Raw genomic sequence first — 19,318 nt, 5'->3', positions numbered from 1 at the left:
AGATGTGTATAAGAGACAGCCCCTGAAGGGGAGGGGCTTAGAAGGTCACAGCAACGCTGCGACCGAATCGACGAAGCGCATCAGCGAGATCGGCTTCGACACGTACGCGTCGGCCCCCGCCGCGCGGATCCGCTCCTCGTCCTCGCGCCCGGCATAGGCGGTCACCGCCATGATCGGGATCGCGCGCAAGGTCGCATCGGCCTTCAATTGCTGGATCAGTTCATAGCCGCTGACATGCGGCAACTGGATGTCCATCACGATCAGATCGGGCGCGAAGGCGCGGGCGCGCACCACCGCCTCGCGCCCGTCGCGCACGCCTTCGGTCGCATATTCATGCGCGCGCAAAAGGTCGCAGAAAAGTTTCAGGTTGAGTTCGTTGTCCTCGACAACGAGCACCCTTTTTGCCACGCCCGCCATTCCTTGGTCCATGGGACGTCCTACCCAATGCGCAGCGCAGTGACAAATACCGACCCGACCCAAATCGCGCTCAACGCGCTTGTGTGGACGCTCGGCGACAAAGATCGCGCGCAACGCTTGCTCGATACGACCGGCCTCACCCCCGACGATCTGCGCGCCCGCGCGAGCGAATCCGCGGTGCTGTCGGCAGTGCTCGGTTTCCTCGAGAATTACGAACCCGACCTGCTCGCCTGCGCCGAGGGGATCGGCGAGCGGCCCGAAGCCATCGTCGCCGCGCGCGCCGCGCTCGATCCGGAGTATTACGAATGAAGGGCCTGCTGATCTGCGATTGCGACGAGGTGCTGCTGCACATGGTGCGGCACTTCGGCGTGTGGCTGCGCGAGACGCACGATATCGACTTCGCGCATGAGAGCGGCGATTTCGCGGCGATGACGCGCCGCGGCGGTGGCCCCAAGCCGACGCAGGAGGAAATGTGGGAACTCCTCCACGGCTTCTTCCCCGCCGAGATGGGCCGCCAGACGCTCGTGCCGCACGCGCGCGAAGCGCTCGCGGCTTTGTCGCACGTCGCCGACGTGGTGATCCTCACCAACCTCACCGACGCCAATCGCGAGCCCCGTATCGCGCAATTGCTCGGCCACGACATGCCGTACCGCGTCGAGACCAATCAGGGCGGCAAGGGCGACCCCGTCGCGCGGCTGGTCGCCGAGTTCGGCAATCCCGTGACGGTGTTCGTCGACGATCTCGCCGTGCATCACACCTCGGTCGCCAAGCATGCGCCTGATGTGTTTCGGCTCCACATGGTGTCGGAGCCTGATCTTGCCCCCCAGGTTGCACCCGCGCCCGATGCGCATGTGCGCATCGACGACTGGCAGGCGGCGCACGCCTGGATCGCCGATCGTTTCACCGCCGGCGTGCCGGCCACCGCCTCATCTGAAAGGACTTCTGCATGACCGACCGTATCGACCGCAAGCTCGCCGACCTCGGCCTGACGCTTCCAGCCCCCGCCGCGCCGGTCGCGTCTTATGTGCCCGCAGTCGATGCGCACGGGCTGCTGCATATCTCGGGGCAGTTGCCCTTCATCGATGGCACGCTGGTCACCGGCCGGCTCGGCGACGGCGTCGATCTCGAGGCCGGCCAGAAGGCGGCGCAGGCGTGCGGCCTGATGCTCGTCGCACAGATCAAGGCGGCGCTCGGCGGGCTCCACCGCGTCGAGCGGATCGTCAAGCTCGGCGTGTTCGTCAATTCGACCGCCGATTTCACCGATCAGCCCAAGGTCGCTAATGGCGCGTCGGACCTGATGGTCGAGCTGTTCGGCGAAGCCGGCAAGCATGCGCGCAGCGCGGTCGGCGTCAGCGCGCTCCCGCTCGGCGCGGCGGTCGAAGTCGATGCGATTGTGCAGATCTCGACGCTGTAATCTTTATCCTCCCCCGCAAGGGGGAGGATTTCCTTCCTAGCCGTTCCTGCGGTGCGACGCCTGCGCGCGCAGCAGCGCGACTTCGACCGGGATCGTCCGCGCGATCGTCGCTGGCGTGAGGTCGTCGCGGGCGCTGCCGGGGAAGAGCACCGTCACGACGTCGCCCTGGATGCTCTCCATCGGATCGACGACGCGCACGCACACGCCCGCCGTGTTGCGTTTCGCGCACAGTTCGCGGCCGAGCGCGCGGTGCAGCGCGATCGATCCCTCGCCCAGTTTCTCGAACGGCCCGGTGTCGGCGACGATGACGGGCACGGTCACGCCGTCATGGACGACATAGCCGAAATCGCCCGCCTTGACCCCGGTCAGCGCGGTGAACTGCCCCTCGACGTCGGACGGCCCCTCCCACGGAATGACGACATAGGGGATGCGATCGGCATCGACCGGCACTTCGCCACCGCGCCCGTCAGGGAGCATCAGCGCGGTCGGGCATTGGTCCATGGCGCCATGCGCGGGGCTGCACGCAAAGGGCGAGCCGTCGAGATCGACCGCCAGTTTCGAGACATAGGCGATCGTCCCATCGGGCAGCCGGCGCAGCGCGGTCACCGCGTTGGGATCGTTGCGACAGCCGTGGACACGATGCCCGCGAAAGCGGTCCTTCGCGTCGCACAGCCCGAACTCCTGCCGGTACGCTTCGTCGAGCGACTGGCCGGCGGAGAGATCGACCGTGGCGGGCGCGCCGGCGGCCTGCGCTGCCGGCGTGACGGTCGCGAGCAGACCGAGCAAAAGCGTACGCAGCATCATGCCTCGTCGCTCACGAATGCGCCGGAATAACGCTCGCCGGAGCGTGCGGATCCGGGATCGCCTCGAGCCGCGCATCGCCCGCGACGACGGCCTTGGGCACGCGCGGCATCGTCTCGAACGGCAAGCGCTTGTTGAGCGTCTGCGACCAGCGTTCGAGCCATTCGTTGCCGTCGGGCCCGACATAATGGTCGGCGGTGCGATACGCCGGATCGCGCATCGCCGCATCGAGCGTGATCGGTCGCAGCCGCGCATCGCGCAGGATCGCGGCGAGCGCGTCGATGCTCGCGGCGTTGAGGCGGCTGGCATGGAGCAGGAAGACGAAGCTCGGCTCGCGCCCGAACAGGCCGCGTGCGGCCTGCTTGTACCAGGCGACGATCTCGCGCGTGAAGGTCAGATATTGCTGCCGGACCCGTGCCGCCGCCGCCACGTCGCCGCGCGCGATGGCAGCGTCGTACAGCGTGGCGAACTGCCAGTCGCTATTCTCCATCGTCACCGGCGCGACGCGGTAGCCATGCTCGCCGAGCCAGCCCTCGAAGCGCGTGCGCACCGCTTGCGTCGTCCCCGTCTCGAGAAAGGGATAGCGGAACCAATGCTCGCGCCGTCCGCGTGCGGCGAGCAAGGGCGCGGTCACCGTTTCGTCGCGCGCGACGTCGGCGATGTAGGTCTCGACCGGCGTCTTGGTGAGCGAAGGATGCGAATAGGTGTGGTTGCCGAGATCCATCCCGGCATCGAGCCACGCCTCGAGCAAGGCGATCCGCGCGGGCCGGTCGGCGGCATCGAGCTGGATCTCGTTGACGAAGCCCGTCGCCTTCCAGTGGTTGCGCTGCATTCCCGCGAGCAAGCGGTCGGTGACGTCCTTGCCCTCGGCCGCGGTCCAGAAACGGCCGTAGACGGGCAGATCGTCGACGGTGATCGCGACCCCCGTGGCGTGGAGCGGCGCTGCCGTCGCGGCCATCAGCGCGGCGACCGCGAGGCATCCGCTGCGCGCACGAGGCCGGAAAGCGCGCAAGGCGGAAAATACGCCCGAGAAACGAGGTTCGACCATGCGGATCCTGCTACGGCGGGAAAGATAACGCCGTATCGAGGACGATCAGCGTGGCAACGACTGCGAATGTGGCGTCGGCGGCAAGCGAAACAAGCCCCCGCGAAATGAACCGAAAGGACGCGAGCGCGTAATGCCGGGGATGAGCAGGAAACAGCAACAGCGTAGCATACGGTCAATCCGCTGGGGTGCCGGTGCGGCGTTGCTGCTCGCGGCGGGGTGCAGCCGCTCGGTTCATTCCCCTGCCCCGCCGCGCGTCGACACCGCGCCCGACTTTCCGTTGCAGACGTCATCGATCGTGGTGCCGATCTCGGGCTCGCTCGACGATCTGCAGCGCGCACTCGAGACGCAGATTCCCCAGCGTTTGTGGCAAATCGACAAACAGCTCGATTCCTGTGTCGCGGCAAAGCGCGTCGATCTCGGCATCGCCAAGGTCAAGGTCGTCCCCAAGCTCGGCTGCCGGATCGTCGGCGACGTGCGGCGCGGCAAGCTCGTGCTCGGCGGGCGCGGCGACCAGTTGACGATCACCATGCCGATCCACGCGACGATCGCGGCAAAGAAGGTTGGCGGGGTGGTTTCGAAGACCGCGACGGGCGACGCGATCGTCCACGCCGTCGCGCGGCTGTCGGTCGTCGGCAATTGGACGCCGAGCGCCAAGGTGTCGATCGCCTATGACTGGACGACCCCGCCGGGGATCGATTTCCTCGGTCAGCGGATCGAATTCGCGAGCAAGGCCGATGCCCGGCTCAAGCCAGTGGTCGCCAAGCTCGAACAGACGCTCCCGCAGGAGCTCAACAAGCTCAAGCTGCGCGCCAGGCTCGCCAGCGCGTGGCAGCAGGGCTTCACCGCGATCCAGCTCAACCGCGAGCGTCCACCGGCGTGGATGCGGATCACGCCCAAGCAGCTCGGCGTCGGCGGCTACAGCATCGATCGGCGGACGCTCACGCTGACGCTGGCGGCCGACGCGCTGACCGAGACCTTTGTCGGCGATCGCCCGGCTGATCCGGTAGCGACCCCGCTGCCCCCGCCCGCGCGGAAAATCGGGCAGCGTGGGCTCAATTTCTTCATCCCGGTGCTCGCCGATTATGCGCAGCTCGAGCCGGTGGTCGAGCGCGCGTTGCGCAAGCGCGCGCAGAAGGGGATCACGCTCGCCGGGATCGGCCCGGTCGATGTCGAATTCGGCAAGGTCACGGTCTATGCCACCACCGGCGGGCACCTCGCGGTCGGCATCGTCGCCAAGGCCAAGGCGCGCCAGAACGCTTTGCTCGCGACCAAGGGCGAGGTGTGGCTGACCGCAATTCCGTACAACGTCCCCGGATCGCAGCTGGTGCGCGTCCGCGACGTGACGATCGCCACCGATACCGACAGCGAGATCACCAATCTGCTGATCGCGGTGTTCAAGGACGGGTCGATCCGCGAGAGCATCGCGCAAGGGCTATCGCACGATTTCGCGCCCGATTACGTCAAGGTGCTGACCGCTGCGCGCAAAGCGATCGGGTCACGCCGGGAAGGCGATTTCGTGCTGTCGGCCGACGTCACGCGCGTCGAGAACGGTACGCTGGCGGTGACCGGCAAGGGGCTGTTCATGCCGGTCCATGCGGTCGGCCAAGCCTCGATCGCCTATCGGCCGCGCTGATCGGCCGCGCGATCGCCCTGGGCGTCCAGCGCTGGGGTTCGACGCGCTGGAGGATTGTGCAGTTCGAGCATCAGCCCGCCGCGCGAGACATTCAGCACCGTCACGTCCACGCAGGACAGGCCATGCTTCAGCGGGGCCGGCATGTGCGTCGCCACGCGGTGGTCGCGCGTTTGCATTCCGCCGGGCGCTCCTGGATCCAGCCCTGATTGAGCGTGAACCCGCGGTTCCGAATGCCAGCCCCGGTGGTGGACAAGGGGTAGTTGCTCCACCGGGGCTGGTCTTCGCCGCAGTCCGGGATCAAGGGGATGTCCCGGGGCGGACCGGACACGGGTCGGTGGTGAACACCGCCGCTCCCGATTCCATTATAGCAAGGCACCGCGCGATTCGGCGGCGCAGCACCAATTTTTGGAGACCGGCGCTCAGACCCATCGGCCGAGCGTCGCTGACACGATCGAATTGGGGCGGCGGCGTGCCACCGATGCGGTGGGTGGGCTGCGGCCTCAAGTCCCGATCCGCAGCCATGGCGTATCTGCGCGCGACGACGCTCGACCTGCTTCCGTGCGGCACCGAATGTTCCCCGCGAACGCCTCTTTTCTTTGAAGAGTTTCGCGCGTCGAGCGGCCGGCGTCGCGTTAGGAAAAATACCATAGTACCGCTTCGGCCGGTCAGTCGACCGCCACACCAGCCTGATGCTGCGCGACAGCGGCGAAGGCTGTCGACGATCGGCAGGACTGGGCAGGCCGCCGCCTGACCGCACCGCTACGCGCTGCGCGCTGCGTCGGTCAGGTGAATCCGGCGCGCGCGGCGTCGAGCCAACCGCCGGCATAGGCAATCCGGAGCGCCTCGGACAGGCTGTGGACATCGAGCTTGGCCATCAGGTTGGCGCGGTAGATTTCGACCGTGCGCGGACTGAGCCCGAGCTCGTAGGCGATGATCTTGTTACGCTTGCCCGCGATCAGCCCGCGCAGCACATTGCTTTCCTGCGGCGACAGCCGCGCGAGGCGTTCGGCCGCATTCCGCGCCTTCTCGGCCGCCTGCACGATCTCCCCAGCCCGATCGAACGCCGCCTCGATCACGCTGAACAGCGCTTCGGGATCATAGGGTTTTTCGAGGAAATCGAGCGCACCGGCCTTCATCGCCTCGACCGCCGCAAGCGTGCTGCCCTTCCCGGTGAGCATGACGGGCACCATTTGCGGATATTGATCGGTCAGCAGCTTCACGACCTCGATGCCGTTGCGTCCCGGCATGCTATAGTCGAGCAGCACGACGCCAGGGTCGAGTTCCGCCACCCGGCGCAGAAAGGCGTCGCCCGATATGAACCCCTGCACCACGATATCGAACCGCGCGGCGACCAAGGTCAGGAGCGACGCGCGCGTCGCATCGTCGTCATCGACAATATAACAGCTGCGCATCACGGGAGTTTCTCCTCACCGGTCAACCCTGCGCTTCATGTCCTCCCAGAGGATATCCAAGATGGAAGGAAAATCTGCGATCAACGTTCCAATATTTATATTTGTTAATTAGGTTAATAACTGTAGTATTACGCGTTTATATGATCTCTATACTACGCCATCTCTTATGTTCGCGATGGCTGACAAAAGCTATGGCATACATAGAGAATCGACATCTCCGCCTGACTGAGCACCGCTTCGGTTCTGGTTGGTACGATCGTACGCAGCTTGCGCGGCACCGCGCACTACGCAGATTTCCGGATCTGCGTCGGATACCGCCCGCCTGCCCTATCGGATCTGTCGCGGCGACAGTGGATCGGCGCGTGGCGACAGATCCTGCTAGGCGGTTACGGGGCCGCGTCTATGGGTGGTGCGGGTCGGGGACCACGCGCCACACCAGAACGGGCGAACCCGCAAGCGGAATTGGCTGGAGCCAGTCGATCCGTTCGCCACGTTCTAGCCGTGCCCACAGCCCGTTGGGCGCCACATGTTTGTACATTTCGGTTTCATTCTCACCAGGGCATGCCGCGAGATAGGCCGCGCCACTGGCGAGCACGCGACGATGCGCGGCTTCGGGCGTGCCCATGAACGTCGCGAGCACGGTGTGCAGCGCCGCGATGTTGCGATGATAGCCCGCCCCGACCGCGCTGTGCCGGGTCCAGGCCAACACATTGGGGGTCACGTCGATCGGCGCGAAAATTCGAGCGGGGGGCAATTGGGCGAGATCGGCCATCTCATGCCCGTGGGTGCATGCTGGCCGCAAAGGTCGTGGCGCGGCCGGCATGGCCTCCAACCCGAAGGAACCCCCCGCCCCCAGCAGCGCGACAAGGGCCAAGCCAGGGTTTGCCGCGACCAGCGAGCCCGCGGTTGCGAGCGTCCGAAGAATAACCGATCGCACCCCGCGCGCGCGCGTCAACATCGCATGGAGCGCCCACGCCGCCCCCGGCAGCGCCAGCGCGTTCGCGGTCGCACCCGAGCGCATCACCAATAGCGACACCACGAGCGATCCCGCGGCGAGCGCCAGCAGCATCGTCCATTGCGCGCGCGCGCGGCCTTCGCTCGCGCGCCACGCGAACGCGCCGCCGACCAGCCCGACAATCGGAAAGCTAATCGCCATGAGCGCCGCGCCGGGCGTCTGCTGCCAGACCGGCAGCCCTTCCGAAACGTTATCGTACCAGAATTTGCGGACCAGCGGATCGAGCGCGGCGAACGGGCCAGCCAGACATTTGGGCGCGAGGATACCGAGCACTGCCAGGGCCGCTCCACCCGCAACTGCCAACAGCGCCACGCGCGCCGCGCGCGACGCGCGCGGCACCATCATCGCAAGCGTTACGCCGAGCGTCGCGGTACCAAGCCCAACGATCCAGGCGGGCGAGATCGCGTCGCAAGCGGGTGCGAAGATCGCCGGACCACGCGTCGCGACGTGGAGCGCGGTTACCAAACCCGTCACCGCCCATACCGCGCCCAACGCTTGCGGGCGTCGCGTCGGGTCGAACGCCCAGGCAAGCACGACGACGCCAAGGATCGCGACGGTGATCGGCAGTCCCTCGAGCGAGATCATCAGCAAAACGGCGAGCGCGAGCCCGACCAGCGCGCCCGAGCGCGCAGTCGGCTTTGCCAACAACGCGGTGACCGCGAGCAAAGCAAAAACGACCTGCCACCCGTGATGGTCGATCCGCAGCGGACGGAGTTGATCGAGCAGCGGGACTGAAAGCGGTGCCAGCAGCACCGCCAGCTTGGCACGCTCGAGCCCAGCGACGCGGCGCGTCAGTTCCGCGCCGAGCGCCAGCACCGCGAGCAACGTCACCAGCGGCACCGCGACCAAAGCGATCCGGTTGGCGACCGCCGGGCCGAAGACCGGATCGAACACCAGCATGACCAGCGCCAGCGGCAAATCGACGAGCCGCGACCAGTGCATCGCGAAATGCCCGTCCCACAGGCGGTGCTGGCCGACATCCCACCAGCTCTGTCCATTCAGCCAGTCGCGAACCTCGAGCAGCCGCATCGCGTCGTCGGGATCGGGAAACCACAGATGCGCGATCTGCCGCGACGAGACGAAGATCAGGACGCATGCGGCAATGGCCCAGCCGATCAGGACAGAAGGCCAAAGCCGCTCGCGAGTCACGCCGCCAGCCGCTTGGGCACATGCCGCACGCTGGCGAGCGCGGCCTGCTCGCTGTCGTGACCGGCCTCGTGATATTCGGCGTCTTCGTTGACCGCCCAGATATCGTAGATCCGCTCGCCCGCGACGATGTTGCGCACCGTCAGCATCGCGGTCATCATGGCGTGATCCTGGTTGTTGTAGCGGTGCATGCCGTTGCGCCCGACGAGATGCAGCGTGTCGTAACGCGCCTCGAGTTCCTCGCGCATCGCATCGACATTGGCGCGATAGGCGTCGTCATAGACGGGATAGGCCTTTTCCTGCCGCACGACCTCGCCGCCGACCACCGAGGCCGGATCGCACAGCCCGAGCGTGGCGAGTTCGGCGGTCGCGAGCGCGACCAGATCGGCGTCGCTCGACGACCAGATGCCGTCGCCCTCGAAGCAGAAATATTCGAGCCCAACGCAAGCGAGCGTCGGGTCGGGCACCATTTCGGGCGACCAGCTCCGGAAATTCTGGACCCGGCCAACCTTCACGCGGGGGTCGTGGACGTAAATCCAATTGTCGGGAAACAGATCGTCGGCCTTGATCATCAGCGCCACCGTCAGGAAGTCGCGATACCGCAAGTCGAGCGCGAGCGGCAGCGTCTCGGGCAGCGGATGGATCCGTCCGGCGAGTTCGCGCATCGGCGCCGAGGAAATGACGTGGCCGGCGTTGAGCGTGCGGATCTCGCCGTCACGCTGCACCGCGACGCGCCAGCGGCCCGTCGCGGCGTCATGGCTGAGCTGGTGGAGCGATGTCGCCATTTCGACGCGGTTGCCGCCTTCGACGACGTGGTCGCGCGCGGCATCCCACATCATGCCCGGCCCCTGCCGCGGATAGCGGAAGGTCTCGAGCAGGGATTTCACCGCCATGCCGTCGTTGCGACGCTTGTTGAGACCGAGCGAGCGCTTGATCCCGTCGAGCACCGCGCCGCCGAGGCTCAGCCCCTTGATGCGCTGCGCCGCCCAATCGGCCGACATCTCGCCGCACGGCATGCCCCACACCTTCTCGGTATAGGTCTTGAAAAAGATCGAATAGAGTTTGTGGCCGAACTGGTTGACCACCCACTGCTCGAACGACTTCACCTCCTTGTGCGGCCGCAGCTTCCAGCGCGCATAGCTCGCCATGCACAGCGTCGAGCGCCAGATGCCGAGATTGCGCAGCGCTTCGAACGCGCGCAACGGATAGCTGTAGAATTTGCCCTCGTAATAGATGCGGCTCATCCGCGGCCGCTCGATGAAATCGTCGGGGAGCAGCTCGTTCCACAGGTCGACGACTTCCTTCGACTTCGAGAAGAAGCGGTGCCCGCCGATATCGAAGCGAAACCCGTCTTTCTCGACCGTCCGGCTGATTCCGCCGACATAGGTCGGGTCCTTTTCGATCACCGTCACCGAATAGCCGAGCTTGGTGAGCTGATACGCGGCCGTCAGGCCGGCCGGGCCCGCACCGATGATGGCGACATCGACGGGCTGGTCGCGGTGCATGGAAATCCCTTCGAAGAGTGTCTTCGCCGGTCGGTTTGGCTGGGAAAGTCTAATGTGTGGTTAAAATCCGGTAAGAATCGGTTTTCTGCCTGCCACCCTGTCGTGGCGCGGCGGGTCGATCGAGCCGAATCGCAAACCGAGCGGACGGCCAGGTCAGGCGAACAGGTCGTCGACGCTCAGCGATGGCGGCGCGAGCCCGTCGGCAACCGCATAGCGCAGCATCGTCTCCAGCACGTCGCGATTGCCCTCGACTCCATAGGTCCAGGGATCCGTGCCGAGCGCGGCGTGCGCCTGGTGGACGAAGGAGGGCAGCCACGGCACCATGACCTTGGGGAAATCGCGCGAGTGCAAGTCCGCCGCTGCAATGCCGCGGGCCGCGTCGAAGGCCGCGAACACCGCTTCCGCCAGACCGGGGCGCGCGGCGATCAGACTGCGCCGGACGACCAGCACGTGCATGATCGGAAACAGCCGGCGGCTTTCCCAGAACAGCAGCTCTGCCGCCCGGGGATCGGGCCAGAGCCGATCGACCGGGCTGGCGGGATCGGCGAAGGCGCGGGGTGCGGTCGGGCTGATGACGGCGTCGATCGTGCCCGCGCGCAGCAACGCGTCGAGCGTCTCGGGCGAACGTTCGACGCGCAGCCCCGGCGGCAAGACGAGCGGCATCCGGTCCTCGAGCATCGGCGCGTGGAGGCCGCCGGTGATCCAGGCGATCGATTCGCGCGCGACGCCGTAATCGTCGGCAAGCAAGCCGCGCAGCCACAGCGCCGCGGTTTGCTGGAAATCGACGAGGCCGATCCGCTTGCCCGCCAGATCGGCGGGCGACGCGATCCCGCGGTCGGTCCGCACATACAGGTTCGAATGGCGGAAGCTGCGCGACAGGAACGCCGGCACCGCGCGATAGTCGCGCCGCCCCGCCGCGATCGCGGCGATGTGCGACCCCATCGAGAGCTCGGCGACGTCATAGGCCTGGTCGTGCAAGACCTGCCGGAACAGCCGCTGCGGCTCGACGATCCGGAGATCGTGCGCCACGCCCTCGATCGCCACGCGACCATCGAGCAACGCCTCGATCCGGTCGGAGAAGGTGCAGCCGATCGAGAGCGCCCGCTCCATCAGGCGAGCGTCACGTCGATCTGCTCGGCGCGCGTCAGGTTCGCGAGATCGCCCGCGCGGTCATGCTCGGTCGGGAAGCAGAAGGCGGCGCAGTCACTGCCCGCGACATCCCAGAGCTCGGCACCATTGCCGCCCGACGCCGTCGCGACCCAGCGGGCGGCCCCCGAAAGGATCTGCGTCGCATAAGCGGTCCCCGCCGGGATATTGGCCGAATCGCCGCTGCCAAGCTGATAGGTCTCGCCGTCGAGCGTCAGCGCGACCTGGCCGTCGAGGATATAGAGAAACAGGTGCGTATCGGCGTGGCGCAGCGCCGGCATCGTCGCACGATGCCCGCCCTCGATGACGCGCATATCGATGAATCCCGCGCTTTCCTGGGTCGTGAGGACCGCGGTCGAGAGATGGCCGAGCAAAGTGCGGCGCGTGCCATAGCCTGCTTCGAGGAAATAGGATGCGGGTGTACCCGGCAACTGCTGATCGGCGGCGCCGACCGGGGTGGCCTCGGCATAGACCGGATTGTCGACGCGCATGATGCCGTGCTTGCCCATCGCCGGGCCCATCCGCGAGAAGTCGAACGGCTTGTCGGCGGGCGGCAGCCCGGTCATCCCCCACACTTCGCCCGCATCGGCGAAGAACTGCTCCCATCCGCCGGGGGCCACGACGCCGAAGAATTGCGTGCGCGGGGCGACGCTTTGATAGCTGTGCGTGCCGCCCGGTTTGACATAGGCGAAGTCGCCGGGGGTCAGGACGCGCGATTCGTCGCCGCTCCACACCTGCAGCTTGCCGCGGACGCAGAACCAGGTGTCATGCTCGCGCTCGTGCCAGTGCATCGGGATCGGACCGCGATCGAGCGGGGCGTCGCACACCATCGCGCCGAAACCTCCCGCAGTCTGCTCGATCCCGGCGAGCGTGCGCACGACCTGGCCCGCCACGAGATGCGACACGCCCTCGCCGGCGCGCAGGACATAGGGGGTGGCACCGGGCAGGGTTCGATTGAGCGTCATGGCGTTTCTCCTAAAGCAATCAGGCGAACGGAATGGCGAGCTGTGCCGCCTTGCATTCCGCGGTCTTGGGCGGGGCAATGCCCCATTGGTCGGATCGGCCGGGGGGCCAGGTCCAGTCCTCCGGGCTGCCGACGCGATAGCTCTCGTCGACCTGCAGCACTTCGGCAGTGTATTCGATGACGAAGCCGAACGGATCGACGAAGTAGGTGAAGACGTTGTCGCCTGGGCCATGCCGCCCCGGTCCCCAGCCGATCGGGAAGCTGCGGTCGATCATCTTGCCCGCCGCGAGCATCACGCCCTCCCAGGTCGGCATTTGGAAGGCGACATGGTTGAGCGTGTTGACCGGCGCGGTCGAGATGACGATCGTGTGATGATCGGCATTGGTACGCACGAACCCCATCATCTTCGACCGATCGGTCAGCCCGAAGCCGAGCGCGTCGGTGAAGAAGGCGACGTCGCGGTCGACATCGTCGCTGTTGAAATTGACGTGCGACAGCCGCTCGGGACGCGCGGGATCATCGGGCAGCGCGGCGACCGGCGTGTCGCCCTGGACGATCCGCATCGCGCGGCCCATCGGGTCGCGCAGCGCCAGGACGGCGCCGCCACCAGGCTCGTCGGCGGCGCGCGCCGCGTGTAGCAGCGACGCGCCGTGCGCGAGCGCCGACTCGCAGAGCGCGGCAGGGTCGCTATCGTCGGCAAGCCGGAAGGTCATCGAACGGATGTCGGGTGCGTGGCCGGCATGGAGCGCGACCACGTGCGAATCGGTTCCGGTCGCACGCAGCCATGCGCGCTCGCCGCTGCGATCGGCCAGGTCGAGCCCCCATACCGCAGTGTAGAAATCGATCGCGGCGGCGAGATCGGGCACCGTCAGATCGACGCTGCGCAGCCCGGTGATCGGGAAACGGGCCATGATCCTCTCTCCAGCCGCGGATGCGCGGTCGGTGTCGCTATGCGCGCCGATCGACATATCCGCAAATATGCATTGCCTAGAGATGCATAGTCTATGACTATAGCCGTGGACGGAGGCCATGATGATCGATTCCCGCGTCTTGCGCATGTTTCTGGCGATCGGCCGTGGCGGTTCGATCAGCGGGGCGGCGCGCGAGCTCAACATCTCGCAACCCTCGGTGTCGGTGGCGATCGCGCAATTGGAAAAGCAGCTCGGCACGGCCTTGTTCGTGCGGGGGCGGCGCGGGATCGTGCTGACCGATACGGGCACGGTGCTGATGCGCCGCGCCGAGATGATGGAGGCATTGCTGCGCGATACCGAGGAGTCGGTCGCGCTCGCCAGCAAGGGCGTCCGTGGGCCGCTGCGCGTCGGCGGGACGCCTGGCGCGCTGGTCAGCCTGCTGCCCGCCGCGATCAATCGCATGGCGCAAGCCGACCAGATGGCGCTGCATATCATCGAGCGGTCGGACGCGCAGCTCGCCGATCTGCTGCGGCGCGGCGCGATCGAGGTGGCGGTGGTGACGACCGGGATCGAGCCGCCGCCCGAGGATATCACCGAGATCAGTATCGCGCGCGATCCTTTCACGCTGATCGTCGGGAAGGCGCATGACGCGTTGGGGCCGACGGTGTCGCTCGGCGAGATGAGCGCGATGGGGTGGGTGCTGCCGCTGCCGGGCGGCGCGTTCCGGCGGCAGATCGATGCGCTGTTCCTTGCCGCCGAAGTGCCCTTGCCGCTCGACGTGATCTATTGCGATTCGCTGCTGACCTCGATGGCGATCGTGCGCGGCGGCGCGCGCGTCACGATGCTGCCGCGCGGCGTGGCCCGCGCCGAACTGTCGATGGGCGTGCTGCGCGCGGTGCCGGTGACCGACGCGAAGGTCACGCGCAGCATCGGGATCCGCACGCTCCGCAATCGCGCGCTATCCGACCTGGGCGCACAATTGGTAAAGGCGATCACCGCCGTCCTGGCATAGCCTCAACCTATGCTATTCGCAAAATCCAATATTTTACAAAGGGGCTAGGAAGCACGCATTGGGGCGCTCGGTGTCATCAGAACACCGCGAGAGGATCCCGATCGATGCGCTGCCACTGCCCGTATTCGTCCCCCGAGACCGTCCGATGACAGTGCCGCCGGCCTATGATCTGGTGATCGTCGGCTGCGGTCCGGTCGGCGCGCTCGCGGCGAACCTCGCGGCGCAGGCGGGACTGGCGACCCTGGTGATCGATCGTGACTCGGCGCCCCACATATTGCCGCGGGCGGTGCATCTCGACCACGAAATGATGCGCCTGTTCCAGGGCGTCGGCCTCGCCGATGCGATCGCCCCGACCATGCGCGAGACCGAGGGACATCTGCATATCGGCGCCGATCACGGCGTGATCCGCTATATGGGGACGGCGGGGCGCCCCAAGCCGTTTGGCTGGGCGAACGATTACTTCTTCTATCAGCCCGAGCTCGAAGCGCTGCTGCGCGACGGCTTCGTGCAAGCCCCGACGGTAACCGTGTCGCTCGACACGACACTCGACGGCTTTGTCCAGGACGATGCCGGGGTCAGTGTGAAGCTGGGCCGCAACGGCACGACCGACACGGTCCGCGCGCGCTGGGTAATCGCGTGCGACGGCGCGCGCAGCGATACGCGCAAGGCGCTGGGCATCGCGCTCGACGATCTCGATTTCGAGGAATCGTGGCTCGTCGTCGATGCGCACGTCGACCAGCCGGTGCGCTTTCCCGACCTCTGGGGCGTCCCCGAAGCGGCGAACCTTCAGCAATTGTCGGTGATGATGTGCGACCCGCAGCGCCCGGCGACGATCGTGCCCGGACGCGGCAATATCCGCCGCTGGGAGTTCATGCTGCTGCCGGGCGAGGACGACGCCGCGATGATGCAGCCCGACGCGGTCGCAGCGCTGCTCAAGCCGTATCTCGACGGCGTGCCCTACGACCTGATCCGCGCCACGACGTACCGCTTCCACGGGCTGATCGCCGAGCGGTGGCGCGACGGACGCGTGTTCCTGGCAGGCGACGCCGCGCATCAGACCCCGCCCTTTTTTGGGCAGGGCATGTGTCACGGGATGCGCGATGTCGCGAACCTGATCTGGAAGCTCGCGCTGGTCGAACAGGGCGATGCCGATGCGGCATTGCTCGACACCTATCAGGTCGAACGCGATCCGCACGTGCGCAGCGTCGTCAGCGCGGCGGTCGCGGCGGGTCGCTATATCTGCGAACTCGACCCCGAAAGGGCCGCCGAGCGCGATGCCGCGATGCGCGCGCAGCACGCTGGCACATCCGGTCGTACCGCGGCGGATCTCATCCCGGCCTATACCTCCGGGGCAATCGCGGCTGGAACGCGCGGTGCCGGTGAGCGCTTCATCCAGCCGTGGATTGGCGGCGACGCGACGATCCTCGACACCGTAACCGGCGGTGGCTGGCGGCTGTTCGCGATCGATGCGGCGGCAACAGCGGATGTTTCGGCGTCGCCAAGCCTCGCCGCGCTGTCCGCGCTCGATCTGACGATCGTCGATGCGGCGGCGCTCGACGACGGGGGTGTGGTCGGGCGCTGGCTCAAGCTTCGCGGCGCGCGCTGCGTCCTGGTCCGCCCTGATTTTTATGTGTTCGGCGTCGCGAACGAGGATCTCGCTGCGCTGCTGATGCAGGCGCGCACCGCCCTCCATTTGCACGCGCCGAAACCGGAATCCGCCGTGGCTGAGCTTTCCGCAGCGGTCTCGGCCCCTGCTCGAGGAGTACGTTAATGCCTTATGTCAGCTTCCGCCGCGTCGATGGCACGACCAGCTATGGCCGGATCGATCGTGCGACGATCCACGATGCCGGTGCGGTTGCGGGCGCGCCAGTCGATTTGAAGGCCGCGATCGCGGCGGGCCCGCTGTCGGCCCTTGCGGATGGCCCGGCCATTGCCGCGGCAGACGTATTGCTGCTGCCCGTTATCCCCAATCCGGGCAAGATCCTGTGCGTCGGGCATAATTACGAGAGCCACCGGGTCGAGACGGGTCGCGCCAAGGTCGACAATCCGTCGATCTTCACGCGGTTCGCCGATACGCTGATCGCCGACGGCCAGCCGATCGTGCGGCCGCTCGTGTCCGGGCATCTCGATTTCGAGGGCGAACTCGCGATCGTCATCGGTCGCGGCGGGCGTGCCATCGCCGAGCAGGATGCGATGGCGCATGTCGCAGGCTATGCCTGTTTCAACGACGCGTCGATCCGCGATTGGCAATGGCACACGTCGCAATTCATCCCGGGCAAGAACTTCCCCGGCACCGGCGCCTTCGGCCCGCAATTGGTGACGCCGCAGGAAGCGGGCGATCTGTCCGGCGTGCATGTCACGACGCGGCTCAACGGCGAAATCGTCCAGGATCAGCCGATCGGCGACATGGTGTTCCCGATCGCCAAGATCATTGCCTATGTCTCGGCATTCACCGCGCTTTCGCCAGGGGATGTGATCGCGACGGGCACGCCCGGCGGCGTCGGTGCCAAGCGCACGCCAACCTTGTGGATGAAGGCGGGCGACCGCGTCGAGGTCGCGATCGGCCCGGTCGGAACGCTCACCAATCATGTGGTCGATGAGGATGTCGCCCACTGAGCCGTGCGTAAAAAACCAACAACAACAACAACAACAACAACAACAACAACAACAAAATCAGGAGAGGTCATCATGAACCGCACGCTTGCCGTCGCACTCGCATCCGCCAGCTGGCTGGCTGTCCCCACCATCGCCACGGCGCAGGACAGCGCAGCTTCTACGTCGCCGCCCGCGGCGACCGTGGCCGACCAGACCGGCGCCGATATCGTCGTCACCGCGCAGCGTAGGCGCGAACGCGTGGTCGACGTGCCGATTTCGATCACGGTTGCCAATCAGAAGCAGCTCGAGCGCCAGCAGGTCAACACGCTCAACGATCTCAACCGCATCGCGCCCTCGCTCGAGATCCAGCAGGCGCCCGGGCAGAATACCGGCGGCGGCGGCGCGATCCGCGGGATCGGGACGCAGACCTTCTCGGCGGGCGCAGTGGCGTCGGTCGGCGTGGTGGTCGATCAGGTGAGCCAGGGCAACGCCAATATCGGCGATCTGTTCGACGTCGCGCGGATCGAAGTGCTCAAGGGGCCGCAGGGAACGCTGTTCGGCCTCACCACGTCGGCCGGCGTCATCAACGTCAGTACCAACGCGCCCGATCCGACCCGGCTCAGCGCGCGCGTGCGGACCGAGCTTTCGAACGACGGCACCGCCGGATCGAAGTTCGGCAATCAGGTCGTGCAGGGCGTCGTCAACGTGCCGCTCGCGTCGAACGCTGCGATCCGCGTGTCGGGGCTGCTCAACCAGCGGCAGGGCGTCAATCGCAACGCGCTGACCGGCGACCTCAACAACGTCGACCGCTTCGGTTTTCGCGGGCGGTTGCTGTGGACGCCGAGCGACGCACTCACGGTCAACGTGATCGGCGACTATACCAAGTCGCGCCTTGAGAATGGCGGCGACTTCTTCACCTTCGTCCGCGCCGGCGGGCCGGGGCCATTCTTCGGCGGCGGCGGGTTCGATCCGGTCGGCATCACCGCGCGGCTTGCCAGCTGTGGCGTGACGGTGGGCGAAGGCAATCAGAACTACTGCGCCGCGCGACCGCGGCTCAGTCGCACCTACAATTTCGGCGGTTCGCTCCAGCTCGATTACGATGCGGGTCCGCTCACCTTGACATCGATCACCGCCTATCGCGTGAACAAGGAGCGCGGCGACGTCACCTCGATCTTCCGCGGCGATCCGCTCGAATTGCAGGTCGAAAACGGCGCGACGCACCGCAATATCGACCTGTTCACGCAGGAATTCCGCGCCAGTTCGCCATCGGGCAACCGGCTGGAATATACGGTCGGCGCCTTCTACTCGCACCAGAAGCAGACCCGGACGCCCGAATCGCTGAGTGTCACGCTCATCCCCGCGCCCAATGTCGCGATCCCGATCGCGCGATCGATCGGTGCCTATGACACGATCGTCGATGAATCGCTCGCCGCGTTCGGGCAGGCGACCTTCCACGTGACGCCGGCCTTCCGGCTGATCGGCGGTGGGCGCATCACCAGCGCAAAGTTGTCGCTCGATCGCAACAATCTGGACCTGGCGACGAACCGGATCCAAGCGCAGCGGTTGAGCACGGAAAAGATCTCGTATCGCTTCGGCGCGCAATACGATCTGCTGAAGAACACGATGGTCTATGCAACCGCGTCGCGCGGCTTCAAGGGCGGGCAGATCGCGACACCAGCGGCACCGCTGTCGCCCTACATCGTGCGTCCAGAGATCCCGATGGCGTATGAAGCTGGGCTCAAGGCGACGCTGTTCCGTGGTCTGGTTGCCGATATCAACCTGTTCTACACCAAGGTGACGGACTTCCAGGCGCAGCAGTGCACCACGGTTGCTTCGACTGCCGCCTTGTCGTGCGTTCAGACCAACATCGACGGCGTCAAGACGCGCGGTGCCGAGATCAACTTTTTCGGGCGCGTGAACCGGAACCTGTCGCTCAACACCGGCTTCATCTACGCCAAGGCGACCTATCCGACCAAGTACCTCGGCACCGACGGGACGCAGATCGGCGGGACGCAGCTCGCTTATGCGCCAAAGTACAAGTTCACGCTGTCGGGCGAATATCAGCAGCCGGTGACGACGCGGCTCAACGCGTTCCTGGCGGCCGACACGGTGTGGAAGTCGCGGATTCGCTACGAAGCCAATTCGCGCCCAGAATCGACCTTCCGCCCGCATTGGACGGTCGGTGGGCGGATCGGCCTGCGTACCGAGGACGAGCGCTATCAGATCGCGGTGTTCGCGCGGAACCTGTTTATAACCGCGCTTTTACTTGAAGATGTTATGAGAGGCGGACGGTCACCGG

At 66.5% G+C, this 19,318-nt stretch carries 18 protein-coding genes; 8 read left to right on the top strand and 10 right to left on the bottom strand.

The features are described 5' to 3' along the window. Nucleotides 1-45 precede the first annotated feature (45 nt). Nucleotides 46-408, bottom strand: coding sequence for a response regulator (locus QN347_RS15430; protein WP_133191713.1), 363 nt, complete (start codon nucleotides 406-408; stop codon nucleotides 46-48). Between the two features lie 48 nt (nucleotides 409-456). Between QN347_RS15430 and QN347_RS15425 the strand changes: the two genes are divergently transcribed. Genes QN347_RS15425 through QN347_RS15415 form a run of 3 tightly spaced genes read left to right on the top strand, consistent with a single transcriptional unit; the run spans nucleotide 457 to nucleotide 1,831 of the window. Continuing rightward, nucleotides 457-726 carry a DUF3572 domain-containing protein gene (locus QN347_RS15425; protein WP_416194464.1) on the top strand — a complete coding sequence of 90 codons (270 nt, stop codon included), beginning with the start codon at nucleotides 457-459 and terminating at the stop codon, nucleotides 724-726. Beyond that, nucleotides 723-1,367, top strand: a complete 645-nt coding sequence (locus QN347_RS15420; RefSeq protein WP_322160816.1) for an HAD family hydrolase — start codon at nucleotides 723-725, stop codon at nucleotides 1,365-1,367. The genes QN347_RS15425 and QN347_RS15420 overlap by 4 nt, the downstream gene beginning before the upstream one ends. Further along, complete coding sequence (locus QN347_RS15415) at nucleotides 1,364-1,831, top strand: RidA family protein (RefSeq protein ID WP_010183131.1); 468 nt, start codon at nucleotides 1,364-1,366, stop codon at nucleotides 1,829-1,831. Before QN347_RS15420 ends, QN347_RS15415 begins: the two co-directional genes overlap by 4 nt. Before the next feature lie 36 nt (nucleotides 1,832-1,867). Here the strand turns inward: QN347_RS15415 and QN347_RS15410 are convergent, their stop codons facing one another. Together QN347_RS15410 and QN347_RS15405 are read right to left on the bottom strand one after the other, a co-directional pair. After that, nucleotides 1,868-2,632: a glycoside hydrolase family 75 protein gene (locus QN347_RS15410; RefSeq protein WP_322160817.1), complete on the bottom strand. Its 765-nt coding sequence runs from the start codon at nucleotides 2,630-2,632 to the stop codon at nucleotides 1,868-1,870. 13 nt (nucleotides 2,633-2,645) lie between these two features. After that, nucleotides 2,646-3,680 carry a polysaccharide deacetylase family protein gene (locus QN347_RS15405; RefSeq protein ID WP_322160819.1) on the bottom strand — a complete coding sequence of 345 codons (1,035 nt, stop codon included), beginning with the start codon at nucleotides 3,678-3,680 and terminating at the stop codon, nucleotides 2,646-2,648. 139 nt (nucleotides 3,681-3,819) lie between these two features. Between QN347_RS15405 and QN347_RS15400 the strand changes: the two genes are divergently transcribed. Then, nucleotides 3,820-5,313 (top strand): DUF4403 family protein, encoded by a 1,494-nt coding sequence (locus tag QN347_RS15400; RefSeq protein WP_322160821.1) that lies wholly within the window; start codon nucleotides 3,820-3,822, stop codon nucleotides 5,311-5,313. On the opposite strand, the gene QN347_RS15395 is transcribed toward QN347_RS15400, so the two are convergent. The 7 genes from QN347_RS15395 to QN347_RS15365 all read right to left on the bottom strand — a co-directional run bounded on the left by QN347_RS15395 (nucleotide 5,298) and on the right by QN347_RS15365 (nucleotide 13,412). Beyond that, nucleotides 5,298-5,489 (bottom strand): hypothetical protein, encoded by a 192-nt coding sequence (locus QN347_RS15395; protein WP_322160823.1) that lies wholly within the window; start codon nucleotides 5,487-5,489, stop codon nucleotides 5,298-5,300. The two genes, QN347_RS15400 and QN347_RS15395, sit on opposite strands and share 16 nt — an antisense overlap. A 606-nt stretch (nucleotides 5,490-6,095) precedes the next feature. After that, nucleotides 6,096-6,725, bottom strand: coding sequence for a response regulator transcription factor (locus tag QN347_RS15390; RefSeq protein ID WP_322160825.1), 630 nt, complete (start codon nucleotides 6,723-6,725; stop codon nucleotides 6,096-6,098). A 400-nt stretch (nucleotides 6,726-7,125) separates the two neighbouring features. Then, nucleotides 7,126-8,889, bottom strand: a complete 1,764-nt coding sequence (locus QN347_RS15385; RefSeq protein ID WP_322160827.1) for a hypothetical protein — start codon at nucleotides 8,887-8,889, stop codon at nucleotides 7,126-7,128. Beyond that, nucleotides 8,886-10,391, bottom strand: a complete 1,506-nt coding sequence (locus tag QN347_RS15380; RefSeq protein ID WP_322160829.1) for an NAD(P)/FAD-dependent oxidoreductase — start codon at nucleotides 10,389-10,391, stop codon at nucleotides 8,886-8,888. Before QN347_RS15380 ends, QN347_RS15385 begins: the two co-directional genes overlap by 4 nt. A 153-nt stretch (nucleotides 10,392-10,544) precedes the next feature. Then, complete coding sequence (locus QN347_RS15375) at nucleotides 10,545-11,501, bottom strand: ABC transporter substrate-binding protein (RefSeq protein WP_322160831.1); 957 nt, start codon at nucleotides 11,499-11,501, stop codon at nucleotides 10,545-10,547. Further along, entirely contained in the window at nucleotides 11,501-12,502 is a 1,002-nt protein-coding gene (locus tag QN347_RS15370; RefSeq protein WP_322160832.1) for a quercetin 2,3-dioxygenase family protein, read from the bottom strand. Before QN347_RS15370 ends, QN347_RS15375 begins: the two co-directional genes overlap by 1 nt. Nucleotides 12,503-12,521: 19 nt before the next feature. Further along, a complete protein-coding gene (locus QN347_RS15365; protein ID WP_322160833.1) occupies nucleotides 12,522-13,412 on the bottom strand; it encodes a VOC family protein in 891 nt (296 codons plus the stop codon). 121 nt (nucleotides 13,413-13,533) lie between these two features. On the opposite strand from QN347_RS15365, the gene QN347_RS15360 reads away from it, so the two are divergent. The 4 genes from QN347_RS15360 to QN347_RS15345 all read left to right on the top strand — a co-directional run. Continuing rightward, entirely contained in the window at nucleotides 13,534-14,424 is an 891-nt protein-coding gene (locus tag QN347_RS15360; RefSeq protein WP_189677049.1) for a LysR family transcriptional regulator, read from the top strand. 145 nt (nucleotides 14,425-14,569) lie between these two features. Next, nucleotides 14,570-16,195 (top strand): bifunctional 3-(3-hydroxy-phenyl)propionate/3-hydroxycinnamic acid hydroxylase, encoded by a 1,626-nt coding sequence (locus QN347_RS15355; RefSeq protein ID WP_322160834.1) that lies wholly within the window; start codon nucleotides 14,570-14,572, stop codon nucleotides 16,193-16,195. Then, nucleotides 16,195-17,040 (top strand): fumarylacetoacetate hydrolase family protein, encoded by an 846-nt coding sequence (locus tag QN347_RS15350; RefSeq protein ID WP_322160836.1) that lies wholly within the window; start codon nucleotides 16,195-16,197, stop codon nucleotides 17,038-17,040. The genes QN347_RS15355 and QN347_RS15350 overlap by 1 nt, the downstream gene beginning before the upstream one ends. 72 nt (nucleotides 17,041-17,112) lie before the next feature. Then, on the top strand, nucleotides 17,113-19,318 hold a 2,206-nt coding region (locus tag QN347_RS15345; protein WP_323494128.1), incomplete at its 3' end, for a TonB-dependent receptor.

The organism is Sphingomonas sp. 10B4, from assembly GCF_035019905.1.
GTDB lineage: Bacteria > Pseudomonadota > Alphaproteobacteria > Sphingomonadales > Sphingomonadaceae > Sphingomonas > Sphingomonas glacialis.
Note: the sequence above shows the minus strand (reverse complement) of the source record. Positions and strands in the feature narration are given on the sequence as shown.